This window comes from Hungatella effluvii (assembly GCF_003201875.1).
Taxonomy (GTDB): domain Bacteria; phylum Bacillota; class Clostridia; order Lachnospirales; family Lachnospiraceae; genus Hungatella; species Hungatella effluvii.
Genome location: NZ_QJKD01000004.1, coordinates 355,797 through 377,542 on the forward strand (window position 1 = coordinate 355,797; position 21,746 = coordinate 377,542).

Annotated in this window: 17 protein-coding genes; 16 read left to right on the forward strand and 1 reads right to left on the reverse strand. The window is 50.5% G+C overall.

Going from position 1 to position 21,746, the window contains the following annotated elements; all coding sequences use genetic code 11:
• Positions 1-309: 309 nt before the first annotated feature.
• The 16 genes from DFR60_RS10225 to DFR60_RS10300 all read left to right on the forward strand — a co-directional run bounded on the left by DFR60_RS10225 (position 310) and on the right by DFR60_RS10300 (position 18,938).
• Positions 310-1,266 carry an ABC transporter permease gene (locus DFR60_RS10225; RefSeq protein WP_110322803.1) on the forward strand — a complete coding sequence of 319 codons (957 nt, stop codon included), beginning with the start codon at positions 310-312 and terminating at the stop codon, positions 1,264-1,266.
• A 12-nt stretch (positions 1,267-1,278) separates the two neighbouring features.
• Positions 1,279-2,142: an ABC transporter permease gene (locus DFR60_RS10230; RefSeq protein ID WP_110322804.1), complete on the forward strand. Its 864-nt coding sequence runs from the start codon at positions 1,279-1,281 to the stop codon at positions 2,140-2,142.
• 37 nt (positions 2,143-2,179) lie between these two features.
• Complete coding sequence (locus DFR60_RS10235; RefSeq protein ID WP_110322805.1) at positions 2,180-3,859, forward strand: ABC transporter substrate-binding protein; 1,680 nt, start codon at positions 2,180-2,182, stop codon at positions 3,857-3,859.
• Between the two features lie 34 nt (positions 3,860-3,893).
• A complete protein-coding gene (locus DFR60_RS10240; RefSeq protein WP_110322806.1) occupies positions 3,894-4,871 on the forward strand; it encodes an ABC transporter ATP-binding protein in 978 nt (325 codons plus the stop codon).
• Complete coding sequence (locus DFR60_RS10245) at positions 4,861-5,856, forward strand: ABC transporter ATP-binding protein (RefSeq protein ID WP_110322807.1); 996 nt, start codon at positions 4,861-4,863, stop codon at positions 5,854-5,856. The genes DFR60_RS10240 and DFR60_RS10245 overlap by 11 nt, the downstream gene beginning before the upstream one ends.
• Before the next feature lie 261 nt (positions 5,857-6,117).
• A complete protein-coding gene (glpK, locus tag DFR60_RS10250; protein ID WP_110322808.1) occupies positions 6,118-7,614 on the forward strand; it encodes a glycerol kinase GlpK in 1,497 nt (498 codons plus the stop codon).
• A gap of 203 nt (positions 7,615-7,817) precedes the next feature.
• Entirely contained in the window at positions 7,818-9,254 is a 1,437-nt protein-coding gene (locus DFR60_RS10255) for an NAD(P)/FAD-dependent oxidoreductase (protein WP_110322809.1), read from the forward strand.
• Positions 9,255-9,267: 13 nt separating this feature from the next.
• Complete coding sequence (locus tag DFR60_RS10260; protein ID WP_002605244.1) at positions 9,268-10,533, forward strand: NAD(P)/FAD-dependent oxidoreductase; 1,266 nt, start codon at positions 9,268-9,270, stop codon at positions 10,531-10,533.
• 1 nt (position 10,534) lies between these two features.
• On the forward strand, positions 10,535-10,912 hold the full coding sequence (locus tag DFR60_RS10265; RefSeq protein ID WP_110322810.1) for a DUF1667 domain-containing protein: 378 nt from the start codon (positions 10,535-10,537) through the stop codon (positions 10,910-10,912).
• Positions 10,913-10,944: 32 nt separating this feature from the next.
• On the forward strand, positions 10,945-11,574 hold the full coding sequence (locus DFR60_RS10270; RefSeq protein WP_110322811.1) for a YesL family protein: 630 nt from the start codon (positions 10,945-10,947) through the stop codon (positions 11,572-11,574).
• A gap of 314 nt (positions 11,575-11,888) precedes the next feature.
• A complete protein-coding gene (locus DFR60_RS10275) occupies positions 11,889-13,241 on the forward strand; it encodes an ABC transporter substrate-binding protein (RefSeq protein WP_110322866.1) in 1,353 nt (450 codons plus the stop codon).
• A gap of 22 nt (positions 13,242-13,263) precedes the next feature.
• Complete coding sequence (locus tag DFR60_RS10280) at positions 13,264-14,172, forward strand: carbohydrate ABC transporter permease (protein WP_110322812.1); 909 nt, start codon at positions 13,264-13,266, stop codon at positions 14,170-14,172.
• Positions 14,173-14,182: 10 nt separating this feature from the next.
• Positions 14,183-15,064, forward strand: coding sequence for a carbohydrate ABC transporter permease (locus tag DFR60_RS10285; protein ID WP_110322813.1), 882 nt, complete (start codon positions 14,183-14,185; stop codon positions 15,062-15,064).
• Positions 15,065-15,082: 18 nt separating this feature from the next.
• Positions 15,083-15,811: a glycerophosphodiester phosphodiesterase gene (locus DFR60_RS10290; protein ID WP_110322814.1), complete on the forward strand. Its 729-nt coding sequence runs from the start codon at positions 15,083-15,085 to the stop codon at positions 15,809-15,811.
• Between the two features lie 328 nt (positions 15,812-16,139).
• Entirely contained in the window at positions 16,140-17,036 is an 897-nt protein-coding gene (locus tag DFR60_RS10295; protein WP_110322815.1) for a fumarylacetoacetate hydrolase family protein, read from the forward strand.
• Between the two features lie 174 nt (positions 17,037-17,210).
• Positions 17,211-18,938: a cation:proton antiporter gene (locus DFR60_RS10300; protein WP_110322816.1), complete on the forward strand. Its 1,728-nt coding sequence runs from the start codon at positions 17,211-17,213 to the stop codon at positions 18,936-18,938.
• A 245-nt stretch (positions 18,939-19,183) separates the two neighbouring features.
• Here the strand turns inward: DFR60_RS10300 and DFR60_RS10305 are convergent, their stop codons facing one another.
• Positions 19,184-21,697, reverse strand: a complete 2,514-nt coding sequence (locus DFR60_RS10305; protein WP_243005034.1) for a PSP family protein — start codon at positions 21,695-21,697, stop codon at positions 19,184-19,186.
• Positions 21,698-21,746: the final 49 nt, after the last annotated feature.

Genomic DNA, 21,746 nt, shown 5'->3' on the forward strand with positions numbered 1-21,746 from the left:
AATTGGTTTCGGAACGCCTTTCTGCGGTAAAATAAAACTGGTGTAAATATGCCGGCAGTGCCAGAATCCGCTGGTTTCCAATGCCAGAAATGCTCATATCACCCTTTTTCAGGAGATATCTGTAAATTTTAGAAACTACTTGAGAAAAAACACAAAATGCGATACGATAATACTATTATAGTTTTATTCTGTAACGTGGTTATTCAGCCTTCAGGAACGGACATTCCGGGGGAGGAGAAGGGACTGGAAGGCGCGGAGGTCCCGGTAAAATGAAGATTTCGTCACAGAATTACGAAAGGACAAGAGAAGATGAAGTGGAAATACATAGCAAAACGGCTTCTGATTGCCATACCTACTTTTTTAGGGATTACGGTGCTGGCCTATTTTATTCTGAATCTGGCCCCCGGATCCCCTCTGGACGCACTTCTTGCGGATCCCAAGATATCTCCTGCAGAACTGGAACGAAAACGGATCGCCCTGGGGCTTGACAAGCCTGTGGTCATCCAGTATTTCAGCTGGCTGAATATGCTGCTTCATGGGGACTTAGGTTTCTCCTACAGCACCCAGAGACCGGTGGCAGCCATGATCGGAGAGCGTCTTCCGGCTACGGCATGTCTGGCAGGAGCATCGATTCTGCTGTCTCTGATTGTAGCGATTCCTCTGGGGATTTACGCGGCATCCAAACCGAATTCAAAGAGAGATTACGTTTCGGGCGGTATTTCGCTCTTAATGATGGCGACTCCGAACTTCTTTGTGGGTCTGGTGTTTATCTATCTGTTTGCCATCGTATTCAAGATTCTTCCCTCAGGTGGAATGTACGATTCGGCGGGAGTGAAATCAGGCGTGGCACTGATGCGCCACATGATCATGCCCTGTCTTGTGCTGTCCTTCCAGCAGATCGGCGGGTGGGTCCGCCACATGCGCAGCAGTATGCTGGAGGTCATGCAGGAGGACTATATCCGGACCGCTCGTTCCAAGGGTCTGAAAAAATGGGGCGTTATCTACAAACATGGATTGAAAAACGCATTGATTCCGGTAATCACGGTGGTGGGGATGTCCATCCCGTCGCTGGTTGGCGGCGCCGTTATTACGGAGCAGGTATTCGGCTGGCCAGGTGTCGGGTCTTTGATGGTTACCGCCATTAATGGCCGGGATTATCCGGTTATTATGGGAATCACCGTCATGATTGCGGCGGCGGTTCTGATCGCCAATATCTTAACCGATGTGGCCTACGGGCTTTTAGATCCGCGTATCAGCTATAAATAGGAGGGTAGACGAATGAAAAAAAGAGAGAATGAAAGCTACCTTTCCGAGGTACTTAGCAAACTGACGGAGCACAAGATGGCCATGGTTGGGCTTTTTGTCATCACACTGGAGATCATTCTTGTGGTCGTGCTTCCGTTTATCATGCATTTAAATCCTTACGATTCGGATTATACGGCATTTTCCGCGGCGCCCAGCAGTCTTCATATTCTCGGCACGGATGCCATCGGGCGCGATATCTTTGCCAGACTGGTTTACGGAGGCAGGACCTCTCTTCTGGTAGGGTTATTGTCCACCATTATCAGCTGCGCCATCGGCGTTCCGCTGGGACTGATCGCAGGCTATTTCAGGGGCAAGGCGGAGATCGCCATCATGCGTGTGGCAGATATCTTCATGTCCTTCCCATCCATCGTCTTAATCCTGGTGCTGGTGGCGGTGATCGGACCGTCCATCTGGTCGGTTACTATCGTAATCGGCGTGCTGGGCTGGACTCAGTTTGCCAGACTGATCTATGCCAATGTGCTTTCTGTTTCGGAAAAGGAATATGTGGAGTCTGCAAGGGCGATCGGTACTTCCAATTATAAGATTATTACGAAGTACATTTTACCGAACTCCTTTGCACCTATTCTGATTGCCATCACCTTTCAGATGGCCAGCGCGATCTTAATGGAATCATCTTTAAGCTTCCTGGGAATGGGCGTACAGCCGCCGGGAGCCAGCTGGGGCAATATGCTTTATGACGCCCAGTCGATTACGGTTCTTTCCAAACGGCTCTGGATCTGGATGCCGCCGGGAATTGCACTGCTTATTACGGTGCTCAGCATCAATTTCCTGGGAGACGGAATCCGGGATGCTCTGGATCCGAAGATCAAAATTTAAAACAGGTAGTTATATCTACACATAAAAGGAGGACTCTATGAGAAAAAGTAAGAGTAAGATAACGAGATTGACAGCCATCGCCATGGCGGGGGCCATGGTACTGGGGCTGAGTGCCTGCGGCGGCAAGAGCGCTGACAACGGTACGACGGCAGCCGGAAATACCGGAACCACTCAGGCGGCGGGAGAAACCACCGCAGCACAGGGATCGACAGGTGCGGCAGCGGGTGAGAAGGTGATCACAGCTGCGGTCAGCACCGCATGGGATACCATGATGCCAATGAACACCACCAGTAATTATACCCGTATGATCTGTGACCAGATCTATGACCGTCTGACACAGTCCAACGCAGACGGAACGTATGAGGGACGTCTTGCCAAATCCTGGACGGTTAATGATGATTCCAGCGCGGTAACCTTTGAATTATATGACAATGCTGTGTGGTCGGACGGAGAACCTGTCACAGCGGCGGATGTAGTCTTCAGCTATCAGATGTATTCCGATCCCAGCGTGGATGCCAAGAGCCGTTACCACCTGCAGTATATTGCCGGTGTTGACGATTCCGGTGCGGAGCTTTCCGAGGATTCTATTGAAGTAACCGCCAATGGTGATCATGAAGTAACCTTCAATTTAAAGAGTTCCATGTTCGTGGATACATTCCTCCAGGATATTGATACGGTATTCATTATTCCGAAACATATCTTTGAAGGCAAGACCGCACAGGAGATTAACTCACCTGATTTATGGGCAAAGCCTGTAGGCTCCGGTCCATTTATCTATGACAGCGAGATCAACGGGGAAAGAATGGAATTTGTAAAGAATCCCAACTACCACTTAGGCGCCCCTAAGATTGACCGTCTCGTAATCCGTGTGACGGATTCTGCTTCCATGCTGGCAGGTCTGATCAATGGAGACTTAGATTTAATCGGCTATGGTTCCATTCTGATCGATGACTGGGATCTGGCAAATGAACAGGAAAACCTGGTTGCGGAGTCTATCCCGACGACTTCCTATACCACATTGATCTTTAATACCCAGAAGCCGTATCTGACCCAGGAAGTACGCCAGGCCCTGAGTATGGCGATTAACCGTCAGGTTCTCGTGGACGCTCTGTTACAGGGCCAGGGCGAGCAGATCGTAACTCCTATCGCGCCGATGAGCCCGTATTACAACAAGGACGTGACTGTATGGTACGATCCTGATAAGGCAAAGACCATGCTGGAAGAAGCAAAATTCCCGTTTGATCAGACGCTGACCTTCTATATTGCGGCAGGCAACAGTATTACCGAGCGTACAGCGGCCCTGATCGTACAGGATTTACAGAAGGTGGGCGTTAAGGTTCAGATTGAACAGGTAGACTTCCCGACCCTTATGAGTAACATGTTAGACGGCAAGCACGATATGGGAACCATCGGTTCCGGCGGTACCTTAGACCCGAGTGAGAGCCGTGAGATGATCCATCCGGAAAGTTCCGTCAACTTCTGCCAGTTAAGAGATACCGAGATGACTGACTTAATTGACAAGGGCAATGCAGAGCTGACCTTCGAAGCCAGAAAACCATACTTCGATGAGTATCAGGTGATGGTGAAAGAGCGTTCCGCTATGGCTTATCTGTATACAAAGAATACATTAACTGTTCATAACAAGAGAATCACAGGTATTAACGCAGAGAATTTCGATTCCCTGAACTGGTCGACCTGGAATTGGGATGTACAGTAAGGAACTTAAGAATAAAAGTTAAGAGGGAAAATTTATGGATTCATTGCTTACGGTGGACAATTTACAGGTCCAGTTTAATACAAAAAAAGGAATTAATACAGCGGTTGACGGCATCAGCTTTTCGGTTGGAAAAGGCGAGATACTGGGAATCGTGGGAGAATCGGGCTGCGGTAAGAGCGTAACCAGTTTGTCGATCCTGCGGCTTTTAGGAACGAACGCCCGGATATCCCAGGGAAGTGTTAAGCTGGAGGGCAGGGAGTTACTCTCCCTGTCTGAAGATGATATGTGTAAGATCCGGGGCAATGAGATCGCCATGATTTTCCAGGACCCGATGACGGCGCTCAATCCGACTCTGACCATCGGCGACCAGCTGATCGAGCCTCTGGTGATTCACCAGGGCTTCAACAAGAAGGATGCCAGGAAAGAGGCGGTCGAGGTTCTGAAAAAAGTAGGAATCTCGGCGCCGGAAAAGCGGCTGAAAGAGTATCCTCACCAGCTCTCCGGCGGCATGCGCCAGAGGGTCATGATCGCCATGGCCGTGTCCTGTGCGCCCAAGCTTCTGATCGCGGACGAGCCGACCACGGCGCTTGACGTGACGATTCAGGCTCAGATTCTGGAGCTCATGCTGGAATTAAGACAGAAGATGGATACGGCGGTCATTCTCATCACCCATGACATGGGCGTAGTGGCAGAGACAGCGGATAACATCCTGGTTCTTTACGCGGGCAAGGTTGTGGAATACGGATCGGTGAAAGAGATATTCAATACCCCCAAGCATCCGTATACAAAGGGTCTTTTAAGCTCCATACCGCCTTTGGAAGAGGACGTGGAGGAACTGAACACCATAGAGGGAACGGTGCCCGGGCCAGGACAGATGCCGGCCGGCTGCCGTTTCAGCCCAAGATGCCCTTATGCGGATGAACGGTGTGTGAAGGAACAGCCGGGAATCTATGAGGCAGGCGGTGCGAAGGTGAGCTGCTTTAGATATGAGGGTGATAACTATGAGAAGTGAGAATCAGGTGTTACTGGAAACGAAAGATTTGAGAAAATATTTTAGCGGAAAAAAGGGGCTGTTTAACTTAAATCCCCCGGTGGTAAAGGCGGTCGACGATATCAACCTGACGATTCACAAGGGCGAGACTCTCGGCCTTGTCGGTGAATCCGGCTGCGGAAAATCCACTCTCGGCAGAACGATCTTAAAGCTGATTCCCATGACCTCCGGTCAGGTGATTTACAACGGGGAAGATATTGCCGCCTATGACAAGAAGCAGATGTGGGAGATGCGCAAGCGGATGCAGATCATCTTCCAGGATCCCTACAGCTCGCTGAATCCGCGAATGACGGTGTATGATCTGGTCAGCGCTCCCCTGGAGGTCTACGGGATCGGAAGCGCTGCAGAGCGGAAGGAGATGGTCATATCCATCTTAAACGATGTAGGACTGGACAAACAGTATTTGAACCGTTTTCCTCATGAATTCTCAGGAGGCCAGCGTCAGAGAATCGGCATAGCCAGGGCTCTGATCCTGAACCCGGAGTTCGTGGTCTGCGACGAGGCGGTATCGGCCCTCGACGTGTCTGTGCGGGCGCAGGTTCTGAACCTGATGAAAAAGATGCAGCAGAAGAGGAATCTCACCTATTTATTCATATCCCACGATTTGAGCGTGGTCCGCCACGTCAGCGACCGCGTGGCTGTTATGTATCTGGGAAGTGTGGTTGAGATCGCTGACAAGCAGGATTTATACGGGGCGCCGCTCCATCCCTATACCAGGGCGCTGCTCTCCGCCATCCCCATTCCGGACGCCAACAGAAAGCGCAACCGCATCATATTGGAGGGAGACGTTCCCAGCGCCTATAATCCGCCTTCCGGCTGTAAGTTCCACACCCGCTGTCCCTATGCGACAGACCGGTGCCGGGAAGAGGTTCCGGCATTAAGAGATATGGGCGGCGGCCATGGTGTGGCGTGCCACTTTCCAGGGGATTTTTCAGTGAAGGGCTGACGAATTTTCTTGACATAAGCCCGAACCCGGTGGTACTATAATCATAGTTTATATAGAAACCTTAGAGATGACAGAGCAGGTTAAACACACGGGGCCGTAAACCCCGTTGTTTTGCCGGCTCTTTCCTTGTTTATCAGGGGCCGTCCATTATAATGGGGACCAGACGGTCATCTCAGAAAAGGCCATAACGGCTGCCATTTATTATTACAGCAACCTGTGCGCAGAGTGCGTGGGGGTTCGTTACCAGAAGGGAGAAGAAACATGGGGAAGTATGTCATTGCATTGGACCAGGGGACGACAAGCTCCAGATGTATCCTGTTTGATGAGCAGGGAACGATCTGCAGCGTGGCGCAGAAGGAGTTTACACAGATCTTTCCGCAGCCGGGCTGGGTGGAGCATAATCCGATGGAGATCTGGTCATCCCAGCTGTCCGTAACCATGGAGGCGATGGGGAAAATAGGGGCGCATTACAGCGACATCGCAGCCATCGGCATCACGAATCAGCGTGAGACGACCATCGTATGGGATAAGGAGACCGGAGAACCGGTTTACAACGCCATCGTGTGGCAGTGCCGCAGGACGGCGGACCGTATTGAAGAATTGAAAAAAGACGAGCTTGCGAACCGGATTCGGGAGAAGACCGGCCTGATTCCGGATGCCTATTTTTCGGGAAGCAAGATCGAATGGATCCTAAATCACGTGGAAGGCGCCAGGGAACGGGCAGAGCGGGGAGAACTGCTGTTTGGAACCGTGGATACGTGGCTGATCTGGAACCTGACCAAGGGCTGTATTCATGTGACCGATTATACGAACGCATCGAGAACCATGCTGTTTGATATTCACAGGAGATGCTGGGATGATGAGATTCTGGAGTATTTCGGAATTCCCAGGTGCATGCTTCCGGATGTGAAGCCCTCCAGCTGCGTTTATGGCTATACATCCTCCGATGTGATGGGGGGAAAGATCCCGATCGCCGGAGCGGCCGGAGATCAGCAGGCGGCGCTGTTCGGCCAGTGCTGTTTTGACGAGGGCGAAGTGAAGAATACATATGGAACCGGATGTTTCCTGCTTATGAATACAGGGGAGAAAGCGGTTCACTCACAGAACGGCCTTCTTACCACCATTGCGGCCAGCGACGGGAACGAGGTGCGTTATGCGCTGGAGGGCAGTGTCTTCGTGGCGGGAGCCGCGGTACAGTGGCTGAGAGACGAGATGCGTATGGTGAGAAGCGCGCCGCAGACGGAGGAATACTGCACGGCGGTAGCCGATACGGGCGGCGTCTATGTGGTGCCTGCTTTTGCCGGCCTGGGTGCGCCCTATTGGGACCAGTATGCCAGAGGAACCATCGTAGGGGTGACCCGCGGTACCAGCAAGGAGCAGTTTATACGCGCCACCGTGGAATCCATGGCGTACCAGGTGTACGACTTAATCGAGGCCATGCAGCAGGATTCCGGTATCTGCTTAAGGCAGCTTCGGGTAGACGGCGGCGCCTGCGCCAATAACTTCCTGATGCAGTTCCAGGCAGACCTTTTAAATACTGCGATTATCCGTCCGGACTGTATCGAGACCACCGCGCTGGGAGCTGCCTATCTGGCGGGTCTTGCCGTGGGTTACTGGAAGGACAAGGAAGAGATCAGAAAGAACTGGAAGGTGTCCAGGGCGTTTGAGAGCGGCATGGATGAGGAACAGCGCCGCCGCCTCGTAAAGGGCTGGAAGCGGGCCGTTAAGTGCGCGCTGTGCTGGGCAGAGGAAGAGTAAAGTAAGAAGCATTTGTACTTGACACCGGTCACCGGGTGTGATAGCATGAAACTAAATATGAAACCTTGAGACGACAGAGTAAGGTAGATAGACGGAGGTAATCCGTTTGTTTCCCTTACTCTTTTTGCGTAGAAGGAAAATGTTTTTACTCCGCAAAACGCTTCGTTTCACAGGAACGAGAGGATCAATCAGGAGGAATGAAAATGGAAAGTTTGAATTACGATGCGGTCATCATTGGCGGCGGGGTAACCGGATGCGCGGTAGCCAGGGAACTGTCCCGCTACGAGCTGTCGGTCTGTGTACTGGAAAAGGAAGAGGATGTGTGCTCAGGTACATCGAAAGCCAACAGCGCCATCGCTCACGCCGGGCATGATGCCACACCAGGCTCCTTAAAGGCGAAATTCAATGTACAGGGAAGCCAGATGATGGAACCGCTCTCGAAGGAACTGGATTTTGACTACGTGAGAAATGGTTCTCTCGTTCTCTGCTTCTCAAACGACGATCTCCCGGCGCTTAAAGAGCTCCTGGAAAAGGGAAAATGCAATGGGGTCCAGGGACTGGAGATTATCTCCGGCGATGAAGTCAGAAGGATGGAGCCTAACGTGACAGATACCGTGGTGGCAGCGCTCTACGCGCCGACTGGCGGAATTGTCTGCCCCTTTGGCCTTACCATCGCGCTGGCCGAAAACGCAGCGGACAACGGAGTGGAATTCAAATTTCTGACTGAAGTAAATGAGATTAAGAAAGACGGAGAAGGCTACATCCTGGAGACAGGAAAGGGAGCCATAACGACGAAATATATTATCAATGCCGCAGGCGTTTACGCGGACCGCTTCCACAACATGGTCAGCGGAAATAAGATACATATTACCCCGCGCAAGGGCGACTACTGCCTGCTGGACAAAGAAGCGGGCGGCCATGTGAGCCATACCATTTTCCAGCTTCCGGGTAAATTGGGAAAGGGCGTTCTGGTATCACCGACGGTCCATGGCAACCTGCTTACCGGACCGACCGCTGTGGATATCGAGGATAAGGAAGGCAGCGCCACAACGGCGGAAGAGCTGGCATTTGTCATAGAGAAGTCTTCCATCGGCGTAAAGAACGTTCCGTTCCGTCAGGTTATTACATCTTTCTCCGGTCTCCGGGCCCATGAGGATGGCGATGATTTCATTATCGGTGAAGCGGAGGATGCACCGGGGTTCTTCGACGCGGCCGGCATCGAATCTCCGGGTCTTACCAGTGCACCGGCCATTGGCGTCTATCTGGCAGAGCTTATAGCCGGTAAGGCGGGAGCCGTTCAGAAGAAGGACTGGAAGCGGGAGCGCAGAGGCATTGTCCGTCCGGAGAAGATGAGTGTGGAAGAGAGAGCGGAGCTGATCCGTCAGAGACCGGAATACGGCACGATCATCTGCCGCTGTGAAGGTGTCAGCGAAGGCGAGATCATAGATTCCATAAGAAGAACGCTGGGAGCGGTGTCGCTGGACGGCGTGAAGCGCAGAGTCAGACAGGGCATGGGAAGATGCCAGGCCGGCTTCTGCACGCCGAGGACCATGGAGATCCTGTCCCGAGAGCTTGGAATCACAATGGAAGAAGTCTGCAAAAATGCGCCCGGATCCAATATGCTGACCGGTCAGAAATAAGGGGGAGAATGATATGACACAACATGATATCGTAATCATCGGAGGCGGCCCGGCCGGGCTGGCGGCAGCGGTTGCCGCAAAACGGGCAGGAGCGGAAGATATCCTGATTCTGGAGAGGGACAGCTGCCTGGGAGGTATCTTAAACCAGTGTATCCACAACGGATTTGGACTTCACACGTTCAAGGAAGAGCTGACCGGACCGGAGTATGCGGCGCGCTATATTGACATGGTAAAAGAGGAGAAGATCCCCTACAAATTAAATACCATGGTCATTGATATTAATAAAGAGAAGGAAATCACTGTCATCAACCGGGAAGACGGATTGCATGTAATCAAGGCTAAGGCCATCATCCTGGCCATGGGCTGCCGGGAACGTCCCCGCGGCGCATTAAACATCCCGGGTTACCGTCCGGCGGGAATCTATTCGGCGGGCACGGCGCAGCGCCTCATGAACATCGAGGGCTTCAGCGTGGGCCGTGAGGTCGTGATTCTGGGTTCCGGCGATATCGGACTCATTATGGCAAGAAGAATGACGCTGGAAGGCGCAAAGGTGAAGGTCGTTGCGGAGCTGATGCCTTATTCCGGCGGCTTAAAGAGAAATATCGTTCAGTGTCTCGACGACTACGGCATCCCGCTGAAGCTCAGCCACACTGTGATTGATATTCAGGGAAAAGAGCGGGTAACAGGAATTACTCTGGCAAAGGTAGACGAGAACCGGAAACCGATTCCGGGGACAGAGGAATACTACAGCTGCGATACCCTTCTTCTCTCCGTGGGACTGATCCCGGAAAATGAGCTTACCAAGGGCATCGGCGCATCCATGAACCGGGTGACTCAGGGGCCGAATGTCAATGATCAGCTGGAAACTGATACCAGCGGCGTGTTTGCCTGCGGCAACGTGCTTCATGTACATGATCTGGTTGATTACGTTTCCGAGGAGGCGACTCTGGCCGGCTCCAATGCCGCAGCGTATGTGGGAGCGGGAAGCGAAAAGCAGACGGGTCATATTGTTGTACTGAAAGCGGAGAACGGGGTCCGTTACACGGTTCCCCAGGCGATTGATATCGATCATATGAATGACAAGGTTACGGTGAGATTCCGTGTGGCCGATGTCTATAAGGACCGCTTTATCAGCGTCTATTACGACGGGGTGCGTGTGTCGAAAAAGAAGAAAAAAGTCCTCGCGCCAGGTGAGATGGAGCAGGTCGTGTTAAAGAAAGACAGCTTTTCCGGCTGCCCCGACTTAAAAAATATTGTGATTTGTACGGAGGTGGAGTAAAATGGAGGTTAGAGAGTTAATCTGTATCGGCTGTCCGCTTGGCTGTCCCCTGACGGTTCGTCTGGAAGGAGGCGAGGTGGAGGTCTCCGGCAATACGTGTGTGAGAGGCGCCGATTACGCAAAGAAGGAAGTGTTAAGCCCCACCAGGATCGTAACCTCTTCCGTTCACGTGGCTGGCGGAACTATTGAGATGGTATCCGTTAAGACGGAACATGATATACCGAAGGGCAAGATCTTCGAATGTATGGGTGAGATACGCAAGGTGACGATTCCGGCCCCTGTGAAGATCGGTGATGTAGTGATAGCGGACTGCGCCGGAACGGGAGTACCCATCGTGGCAACGAAGAACGTGGAGTCAGTAACAGAGCCTGTGGCATAAAAGACCTTAAACAGAAAGGAATCAGAAGACATATGAGATGGAATATCAACAGATTTTTTAATCCGGAGAACCGGTTCTGGGCATTTATGGAGAGGGTGACGGATATCTGTGTTCTCAGTTTCTTCTGGTTCCTTTTCAGCATCCCGGTGGTGACTGCGGGCGCGGCGACCACCGCCCTGTTTCAGTATACGCTTCGTCTGACGGCGGACGAGGAGGGATACGTCTGGAAGACCTTCCGGGAGGGCTTTAAGAAGAATTTTGGCCAGGCCACCATTCTCTGGATCGGCGCAGTCCTCGTGGGGGCATTTCTGGCGTTTGATTTATGGTGCTGCCAGTTTCTCGCCCCGCTGGGGGCGGTTCGCTTCTTTGCATTTTTCCTGCTGATCGGCGCTATTTTCGTCTATTTATTAACAATGATTTATCTGTTTCCCCTCCTCGCTTTCTTTCATGTCGATACCAGAAAAGTGATAAGGGATTCTTTCGTCATGTCCGTCGGAAATCTTCACGTTTCTGTAACAATCCTTGTGATATATGGAATTACAGCGGTTGTAACGTATTTCTTCCCCATGCTTTTTATGTTCTGGTTTGCTCTTGGCAGCTATGTGGCATCATTTTTTTACCGTTTTATTTTCTATAAATACATAAAAGATGACGAAGAGTAAATGGTAAAAATTGTTAAAAAAAAGTCAATTTTTATGAAAAGGAAATAAAAAGAGAAAAGAAAAAATAAAAAAATTATGCAAAATAGATAAAGAATTACTTGCATAATGGAATAATCTATGATACCATAGTTCTATCAGAAAAGAATATGGGTTGCTTGAGAGAGACTGAGATCGGAGCAAGTGTAGGATGCATATGAGCAATATGCTTTCGGCGCATGCACAATCTCTTTTTTATTGCTGTTTTTTCGCCGGGAGGAGTCGTAACCTTCGGGCGGAAGGGTCTCAGAGGGCAACGGAAGGGAGTCGTAAAAGACATGAAAAAAAGGGGTATCGCATTATTAATGGTGGCTGCAATGATGGCAGGAACACTGAGTGGATGCAGCGGCGGAGGTTCCACCGGCAAGGCTGGAGCAGGCGGGCAGACAGAGGCACAGACCGTGGCGGAGGTAGATCCGTCCCTGTATGAGGTGACGGAGCCGATCACCATCAAGTGGTGGCACGCGCTGGAGGAACAGTATTCCGAGACCGTGCAAAAGGTCGTGGACGACTTCAACAAATCACAGGATATGATCACAGTGGAAGCCGAATACATCGGAAGCTACAAGAAATTAAATGAGGCTCTGGTAGCGGCCCATGCGGCGGGGACCGATCTTCCGGCAATTACGGTTGCCAATACTCCTTACGTGGCGGAATACGGTGCAGGCGGTCTGACTGAGGACTTAACACCCTATATCCAGGCCAGCGGCTATGATTTAAAGGACTTCGGCGAAGGCATGATAACGGCTTCCAGCTACAACGGCAAGCAGGTATCCCTTCCCTTCCTGATCTCCACGCAGATCGTTTACTACAACAAAGATATGGCGGACGAGCTGGGCATTGAGATTCCGGAGAAGTGGGATGACATGGATGCATTCCTTGAGAAGACCTCCAAGGTCAATGATGACGGAACGACGGCGGTGTACGGAACCATTATGCCGGGATGGGATCAGTGGTATTATGAGACCTTCTACTTAAATCAGGGTGTGAAGATCATCAATGATGACCAGGTAACCACAGACTTAGGCGATGAGAAGGCGGTGGAGATCGCGGCCAAGATTAAAGAGTGGTGCGATAAGGGCTATACATACTGGACAGGAACCGCGGATGACGCGTCCTCCATTATGCGTCAGCACTTTATCGACGGCGAGGCATTTTCCGTTGTACATACAAGCTCCCTGTATACGAACTATTTGAGCCAGTGTAATTTCGAGATCGGTATGGCATGGCTTCCGGGCGGCGAGACGAAGAACCAGGAGATCGGCGGCTGCGTGCTGTTAATCCCATCCAAGAACGATCAGGCTACGAAGAACGCGGCATGGCAGTTTATGCAGTACTTATGCAGCAAGGAAGTAAACTTAACATGGGCAAGAGGAACCGGATATATCCCGACCAGGAAGTCCGTGCTCACAACCGATGAAGGCAAGGCATTCTTAGAGGAGAAGCCGGCATTCCAGTGTATTTTCGATAATCTGGACCTGATTCAGCCGAGAATCCAGCACAAGGCATGGTCCCAGATGGCTAATATCTGGAAGAACGACATGGCACAGCTCATGCTGGAAGGCGGAGACGCACAGGAATCCATGGAAAAGATGGCCGAGGAAATTGATGACGTATTAGGAGATTCCTGATGCAGTCAGGCGGGGGTATCATATGAAAGAGAAAAAACATATCAATCCAAGAAAAGTATCCGCAATGAAGGATTTTGCCTGTGTACTTCCGGTACTGATTTTCCTGGCGGTATTTACTTACTATCCGATTGCGGAGCTGTTCCGGATCAGCTTTACCGACTGGAACATGTTAAATGATACGTGGCACTATGTCGGCTTTAAGAACTGGAAATGGCTGTTCGGTGGGTCCGGTACCAAGTATCTCTGGAACTCCCTGAAGGTCACGATTCTCTATTCGGCCGGTGAGATCTTCATCACGCTGGTGGGGGGCATGATCTTCGCCCTGATCTTCAACCGAATGACGAAGGGGTTCTCCGCCATGAGAGCCATCGTCTTTATGCCGAAATACGTGGCGATGTCCTCCGCAGCCGTTGTGTTCTTATGGATTTTAAATACGGACGGCGGTATCTTAAACTACCTCTTATCCCTGGTTGGAATCAGTAAAGTAGACTGGCTGGGCAACCGACACACCGCTCTGCTCTCGGTCCTGATGCTGACCGGATGGCGGTGCGTGGGATATGGAATGATGGTGTATTTGTCTGCCATGATGGGCATTTCCACGGACTATTACGAAGCGGCCTCCCTGGATGGGGCCAATGCGGTACAGCGGTTCTTTAAGATCACGATTCCGATGCTGTCGCCGACCACACTGTTTTTATTTGTCACCACCTTCCTTTCTTCCATGAAGGTGTTCCAGTCTGTAGATATTCTGACACAGGGAGGCCCGTACCGTTCGACCGAAGTGTTCGTGTATAACATTTACCGTTATGCGATGGAAGACTTCCGGATGGACCGCGCTTCCACAGTGGCGATCTTCTTCTTCCTGCTTCTGCTGGTGGTGACGGTGGCTACCATGAAGGTATCTAACGGCAACGTGACGTACGATTCATAGGGGGGACAACATGGAGAAACATATAATGAAGGACGGACGGGATATTAACCGTACCGCCAGGAGAAAAAAGGCGACGATTACGGCAGTTCAGTGGGTTCTTGCCATCATCGTCCTGATTATCATCGTGTTCCCGATCTACTGGATGCTGGTATCTTCCGTGAAATCCCAGGAGGAGATTCTGCTTCCGGTACCGACCTTATGGCCGAAGGAATTCCACTTCGAGAACTATATCAATGTATTAAAAAAGGGCAATTTCGCCAGATACTATTTCAATACGGCTGTCATGACGGCCGGTATCCTGATCGGACAGGTCGTGACCGGTATCTTCGCGGGTTACGGATTTTCCAAGGGCAGATTTAAAGGCCAGAACTTCTGCTTCATCATCGTTCTGGGCGCCCTGATGATTCCGCTCCAGGTTACGTTTATTCCGATCTATATCATGATGGCAAACTGGGGAATGTCGGATACCTTCTTAGGTCTGATTCTTCCGGAAGCCGTGTCGCCGTATTACATCTTCATGCTGCGCCAGACCTTTATGGCGATTGACGACAGCTATATCGAGGCGGCCAGAATCGACGGGCTGGGCCGTGTGGGAATTATCACAAAGATTTTGGCCCCCATGTGCCGCTCCACGTTATTTACGGTTACGCTGGTGACCTTTACCAATGGCTGGAATGCTTACTTCTGGCCGAAGATCATCGCCAAGGGCGAGAAGCGCCGTGTGCTTACAGTCGGACTTGCCTATTTAAAGAATACCTTTGCCGGTGCTGAATCCATGAATAACCATGAGATCATGGCCGGCGCGGTGATGGCGGTTGTACCTGTCATCATCCTGTTCTTCATTTTCCAGAAATACATGCTGACCGGATACTCCAAGGCAGCCATGAAATAAGAAACCGGGGGAATCAACATGAAAGTGTACGCACACAGAGGTTACAGCGGAAGATATCCGGAGAACACCATGCTGTCGTTTCAGAAGGCGGCGGAGACCGGATGCGACGGAATCGAGCTGGATGTACAGCTGACCAGGGACGGTACCGTGGTGGTGATCCATGACGAAGCCGTTGACCGGACGACAGATGGAACGGGCCTGGTGAAGGATTATACCTTTGAGGAGTTAAGAAAACTGGACGCAGGAACAATTAAGGGAGGCCGATACGGCTTCTGCCCGGTCCCTTCCTTTGAGGAGTATTGTGAATGGGCCAGCCAGTACGGGTTTGTGACAAATGTGGAGATTAAGACCGGGGTGTACTATTATGAAGATATTGAGGAAAAGACCCTGGATATTATTAAGAAGTACCATTTAGAGGACAGAGTCATGTTCTCGTCCTTCAACCACCTGTCTCTGGAGCGGCTGAAGGAGCTGGCGCCGGATATTCCGCGCGGAGCCTTACTGGAGCATGCCGGCTTAGGAAATGCGGGGTATTACTGCAGCCGCTACGGCTATGCCTGTTACCACCCGGGGATCAGGGGACTTACGGAGGAGACCGTCAGAAACTGCAGGGACCATGGAATCGGTGTAAATGTCTGGACCATCAACGACATGGAAAGCCTGGAAAACACTTACGAGTGGGGATGCAGCGGAATCTTCACAAACTACCCGGAGATCTGCAAGAGCTGGCTGGATCATAAAGGCTGACTGCAGAGACCGGAAGCTGTCAGTAAAAAAATTACAGAAATAAGGATTTAAGACGATTCAACCGTTTTAAATCCTTATTTGATATGAGAAAGGGACTTTATATGAACCGCCAGAGCAGGCCGGACGGAGGAGACGGACAAATGGGCCTTGAACTGTAACGGCAATTTTCACAGAAATAACAAAAATTCGGATTATTACTTGACTCTGTGGAAAAGGATTGCTAAAGTATAAGAAGTTGGGAAAAATTTTCCGGCCGTCTTCGGATGCGCCGCGGACGCGGTTTCGCCGTATACGGGAAAACCGTGGTTCATGTAAGGGAGGAAGTACGTTGAAGTTACTGACATATGAAGTTGACAGAAGAAAAGATATCGGGGTTATGAGCAAGGATGAGATGTGGGTATATCCGCTTCGGGCATTCGGCATGGAATATACGAGTATGATGGAAGTCGTAAAGGGGTTCAGCCAGTCGGAAAAGGATCTGCTGGAGCATGTATCCGGATTGGAACCGTACGGCATCACAGGGGCGGCTATGCGCTCTGAGGTGAGGCTTCTGGCTCCGATCGAGGCGCCGGAACAGGATATTATCTGTCTTGGGCTTAACTACATGGAGCATGCGGAAGAATCCGCCAGATTTAAGAAGGAAGCATTTGACGGAGTGCGGAAGGAAGCGGTCTATTTCTCCAAGAGGGTAAACCGGACGGTTGGCCCGGATGGGGAGATATCCAGTCACAGCGATATCGTGGACAGTCTCGATTATGAGGCGGAGCTTGGCGTGATTATCGGAAAAGAGGCTTACCGGGTTCCGAAGGAGCAGGTCAGGGATCACATCTTTGGATACACAATTATTAATGATGTGAGCGCGCGTAATGTACAGAACGCCCACAAGCAGTGGTATTTTGGAAAGAGTCTGGACGGTTTTACACCGATGGGACCGTGTATTCTGACCGCGGACAGCGTGGAATACCCGCCGAAGTTCCCGATCCGCTCCCTCGTAAATGGTGAGGTGCGGCAGGAGAGCAATACGGAGCGGATGATTTTTGATATCGATCATATTGTAAGTGAGTTATCCATGGGAATGACGCTGAAGGCGGGGACTATCATTTCCACAGGAACGCCATCCGGAGTCGGAATGGGCTTTACGCCGCCGAAGTTTTTAAAGGCCGGCGATGTGGTGGAGTGTGTGATCGAGGGGATCGGTTCTATAAAGAATACGGTTTCTGAGTAGATTAGAGCAGTCTAAAAAAGAACAGAATAAAAACCTTTGAGAGAAAGAGTAAGGGATAGAAACGAATGGATTTCGTTTTATTTCCTTGCTCTTTTTTGACGTTTCCGTGCAGCGGGATGCGTGCTGCCGGTCACGGGGTAACAGTTACTATAAATGGGAACAGGGGGCAAAAAAATGCAGGGATATTTAGCAGGGGTAAGTGAAGGCACCAGGGTATTGCTGATTCTGTCAGTGATCCTGTTTGCCGGTTTTATTATGACGCGGCTGACCAATACGCTGAATTTGCCAAAGGTCAGCGGTTATATTATGGCGGGAATCTTAATCGGGCCATGCGGGTTAAATCTAATCCCGGTAGAGATTATCGGTCATATGGGGTTTGTCAGCGATCTGGCGCTGGCGTTTATTGCGTTCGGAGTCGGAAAGTTTTTTAAGAAGGAAGTGCTGTTAAAGACGGGAAGCCGGATTATTATCATCACGCTCTTCGAGGCCCTGCTGGCCGGCGTGCTGGTAACGCTGTTCTGTGTGGGCGTCTTTAAGATGGAGTGGAATTTTGCGTTGATTCTGGGCGCAATCGCGACGGCGACGGCACCAGCCAGCACGATGATGACGATCAACCAGTATAAGGCAAAGGGAGAATTTGTCAATACTCTGCTGCAAATCGTGGCGCTGGATGATGTGGTCTGCCTTCTGGCGTTCAGTATTGTGGCAGGCATCGCCGGACGTACGGGAAATGAAGAACTGACCATGTCCACGGTCCTGATGCCGGTGGTCTATAATATTCTGGCTCTGGGACTGGGATTTTTCTGCGGTTACTTCTTAAGCCGGCTTCTGATACCGGCCAGAAGCAAGGACAACAGGCTGATTCTGGCTATTGCCATGCTTCTGGGGATCTCTGGTATCTGTGCGTCTCTCGATATTTCGCCGCTGCTGTCCTGCATGATCTTCGGCGCGTCGTATATCAATCTTACCAGCGATAAAAAGCTGTACCGGCAGATTAATAACTTTACGCCTCCGGTCATGTCCATATTCTTTATTATGTCGGGTATGAATCTGGATCTGTCTGCGCTGACCACCGTGGGCACGGTGGGTCTGGCATACTTTATCGTGAGAATTATTGGAAAGTATCTGGGAACGTATATCAGCTGCCTGATTACGGGAACCAGCAGGGAAATTCGAAATTATATGGGCCTGGCTCTGATCCCGCAGGCTGGTGTCGCCATCGGTCTGGCGTTTCTGGGACAGAGACTGCTCCCCGAGGAGATGGGGAAACTGCTTCTGACCATTATTCTCTCTTCTTCCGTCCTCTACGAGATGGTAGGGCCGGTCTGCGCCAAGATGTCCCTGTTCCTCTCCGGCAGCATTACCACGGAGAAAATGAAGGAAGTGGCAAAGGAGAGGGAGGAAGAGATTCACGAGGAGAACCTGACCGCATCGGAGAATGAGGAACATGAGGAAGACGATGGGAGTTGGGAAGAATGTGACGTAAATGAAAGCGGAGAAATGGAGGAGGAAGACAGGAACTGTAATGGGGAGGGCGATGATGATGAAGGCAGATCTAGTAAAGATGGCATAGAATGCAGCTCAAAAAAATCGTCAAAAAGAAAAAAGGAGTATGGGGAAGAGGATAATTCCAAAGCAGATCTACATAAAATGACTGACCAGCCGAGTGGTGGCAGTGACGAAAAAAAGACTGGAAATGGGAAAGGCCGGAAAAATACGGAAAGTCGCAAAAAAAAAGAAATGTCAGACGAGGAACTCCTGCAGCATGAGCTTTTAGAGCAGATTAAGGAACTGGAGGCGGGAGTCGAAGACCAGGAAGAAGACTACGATATTGAACGCGAGATCGAGCCGGAAAAAGAGAAAGCCCCGAGGAAGGGGAAGGCGAGAAAGAAAAAGAAATAAGAATAGAAGAGAGTGGTAAGAATCGTATAAAGAAATTGCAGGAGGGAACCGCAGGCAAGACGCATGTCTGCGGTTCTCTTTTCGCTGCCAATTGAGTCTCAGTCAGCGCCTTAGTAAACTCAGTTCATAAAAAATCGGGTATTTTATCAATGGCTTTATAAGTGAGCACCATGGCAATGGTCAGGACGTTAAGTTTTGCGTTATCGAGAACGGCTTTATTGCTTAAACTATCGTTTCCCTCTATGTTAATCCTTATAAAAATCTTTGAAAAATTCCTCATAAGTCTCAGGCTCGGGCGTTTCGCTGCGGGCTTTCTGCAGCAGGCTGAATAGTTCCTCCCACAGCTTTTGACTCACCTTCACGTCGGTATAGTCCATTGTCGATATATAGTAGGACTCACTCCAGACATCGCCATCCCAGTGGGCGACTGTCTCAAAACCCGCAAAAACCCGGTTGCCATTCCTGTCCTCTGACTCGTAGCTATAGATATCCTTGTTGGCAAGACAGGGATTGTGCCAGAATATTTGTCCGGCCCCCATGAAGTAGCCGTAACTGCTGTAGACCGACAGAAACAGATAGACCTGGTCCTGTTTCGGATCGTATTTTAACCCGTAGAGTCCCATATTTCGAACGATCAGTTCCGGCAGACCATCGCCGTCATAGTCCGTAAAATAGTAGCTGGAGTCCTGTTTCAGTTCCTGTCTCAGAAACTCCTGATCACTTAGATATTCACTTCGAAGGACATTCTGATACGTATCTTCCTCGTAATCCAGAGACCGGTACGCCCTGCAAAGCACCGGTTTCTGGTTGGTCACAGCCTTATAAAAAGCCTCCCTGTAGATTTTATCTGTCTCCGCGTCGTACAGAGAGTCGTTAATCGGGAACTGCCTGACGTGAAAATCTATCGCGCGGATCTGGTCGCTGGCTGCTTTGATGAGCGCACCGGAATCGAGTAAATCGCCCGGAGCTGGCTCGTCCTTTTTATACCAGGTGTTTTCATATTTTTCCCATCGTTCGAAATATTCCTGATCGTCCTCTTCGTGATCCTCATAGGGCCAGAAGCCGGCTTTCGTGATATACATTCGTTCCATGCCGCTGTCCCATTTGAGAAGGGTATACGCGGCTCCCAGCCCATCAGAGCGCCCATAGAGATACGTATACTGGGCAGTCATAATTTCAAAGACGCCGTCGCCGTCCGCGTCCACAGGTGTGAAGAGATAGAAATATGGATCTGCACTCAGCCAGTCCGTTTCATTGTTCTCCCTGCCCTCGTCGGTGAGATTTCCATCCGCGTCAAAGTAGGAATTTCCTTCCGGGCCTTTGCGTGTGAAAGTGGTGTAAAATCCTGTAGAACCGTTTTGTACCGTATGGGTATATCCTTCCGACAGATGAAGGGTAAAATACGTATCAAAATAATTATCGCCATCCCACTCCGGGCTGCCGAATATTTTGGCCGGACTGCCGTCAGATATCCGATAGATATCGCTCTCATAGGCGCCTGCCCCTCCGGTAATACTGATTAAATGATGCATCAGAAGCTCGTCCTGACTGTCACCGTCAATATCCGCCAGATACCATTCATCTCCATAGGAGCCGTCACAGAGAACCGTACAGGAGGTGCCGCCATCTCCACTGATGACAAGGACCGGAATCCCATATAATGGGCTATTGCAAAACATGGCCCGGTAGCATATAAGTGTAAGCTCCGTTCCGTCTGCTGCGTACACCTTTTCGGTCATCGCAGTTCTTATGTAAGGCACGGCAGAATGATCGTATCCCAGCGCATCCGCAGCCAGAGTCTTGAACTGATCGTAACCGGGGAGCTCTTCTGGGAATTCCTCCCGGGATGCGGAATCTTCAAGCGAAAGGGGAAGAGACAGCGACGAAACCATTTTCAGAATCAGATGAAGGTCAGGACAGATGACGATATAGCTTTCAGAGCCAGGCCGTTTGTAATACTCGGCATCTGACGGGATGTCCCATGTAAAACCGGAGGTTTTTAAGTCCTCCCACCAGCCCGGATCGACTTGCTCCGGCAGAATTTTCTTCATATCCTTTGTCCAGAGGGAGAGATCGTCCGCCTCCACTGTGAAGACAGCCCTGATATCGTAATCGGAAGGACCCGGGACTCTTCCTTTGGAATTATCCTGATAAACAATGTGATAGGCTGCATCGATCATCTCAGAGGGCATTTCCAGATATCTGGAGAGGAAGGCCAGCTTCTCGTCTCTGTCTTGAAAAACAGTGCTTCTCGTATTGGTGGTATAATCCTCTGGTAATTCCCCGGAACTCTCTGTATTCGGGGAAATGATTCTGACCTCAGGAGCACCTCTCGTAGTCAGCTCCATCGAGCTTTCGTGGTCCAACGCCGTGATTCTTACAGACAGGGTGGTATTGCCCGGTATCTCCATTACCGTATCCGGAAGTTCGCGAAATGTTCCGTCCTCATCTTTCACATACAGGTGCTCTATATCAAATGTGAAATGTTTTTCTGATAGGAGAAGGTTATAAGTGATCTGAAACGTGACGCTTTGGGACTTAGAAGAAGGGTTCTTAATGGAAAAAGATGTCTGGGCAGTGTTTCGATTCCCATTGTCGCTGTCCGGCCAGATCATCCCGATCGGATTGCTGTCGAGAACAACAGGACGAACGGGTTCTTTATGATTACCTGCTGTGTAATAAAGCAGCAGTAGAATGAGCAGAAACAGCGGGAGTAAAATTGGGACTAAGCATTTTCTTTTGTTATCCTGCTCTTGCATGTGGCAGCTCCTCAGTCTTTCTCTTTAGAATATACGTTAAATGGTGAAG

Coding starts and splice junctions, on each gene's coding strand:
- DFR60_RS10225 (WP_110322803.1), top strand. CDS start 310: ATGAAGTGGAAATACATAGCAAAACGGCTTCTGATTGCCATACCTACT.
- DFR60_RS10230 (WP_110322804.1), top strand. CDS start 1,279: ATGAAAAAAAGAGAGAATGAAAGCTACCTTTCCGAGGTACTTAGCAAA.
- DFR60_RS10235 (WP_110322805.1), top strand. CDS start 2,180: ATGAGAAAAAGTAAGAGTAAGATAACGAGATTGACAGCCATCGCCATG.
- DFR60_RS10240 (WP_110322806.1), top strand. CDS start 3,894: ATGGATTCATTGCTTACGGTGGACAATTTACAGGTCCAGTTTAATACA.
- DFR60_RS10245 (WP_110322807.1), top strand. CDS start 4,861: ATGAGAAGTGAGAATCAGGTGTTACTGGAAACGAAAGATTTGAGAAAA.
- glpK (WP_110322808.1), top strand. CDS start 6,118: ATGGGGAAGTATGTCATTGCATTGGACCAGGGGACGACAAGCTCCAGA.
- DFR60_RS10255 (WP_110322809.1), top strand. CDS start 7,818: ATGGAAAGTTTGAATTACGATGCGGTCATCATTGGCGGCGGGGTAACC.
- DFR60_RS10260 (WP_002605244.1), top strand. CDS start 9,268: ATGACACAACATGATATCGTAATCATCGGAGGCGGCCCGGCCGGGCTG.
- DFR60_RS10265 (WP_110322810.1), top strand. CDS start 10,535: ATGGAGGTTAGAGAGTTAATCTGTATCGGCTGTCCGCTTGGCTGTCCC.
- DFR60_RS10270 (WP_110322811.1), top strand. CDS start 10,945: ATGAGATGGAATATCAACAGATTTTTTAATCCGGAGAACCGGTTCTGG.
- DFR60_RS10275 (WP_110322866.1), top strand. CDS start 11,889: ATGAAAAAAAGGGGTATCGCATTATTAATGGTGGCTGCAATGATGGCA.
- DFR60_RS10280 (WP_110322812.1), top strand. CDS start 13,264: ATGAAAGAGAAAAAACATATCAATCCAAGAAAAGTATCCGCAATGAAG.
- DFR60_RS10285 (WP_110322813.1), top strand. CDS start 14,183: ATGGAGAAACATATAATGAAGGACGGACGGGATATTAACCGTACCGCC.
- DFR60_RS10290 (WP_110322814.1), top strand. CDS start 15,083: ATGAAAGTGTACGCACACAGAGGTTACAGCGGAAGATATCCGGAGAAC.
- DFR60_RS10300 (WP_110322816.1), top strand. CDS start 17,211: ATGCAGGGATATTTAGCAGGGGTAAGTGAAGGCACCAGGGTATTGCTG.
- DFR60_RS10305 (WP_243005034.1), bottom strand. CDS start 21,697: ATGCAAGAGCAGGATAACAAAAGAAAATGCTTAGTCCCAATTTTACTC.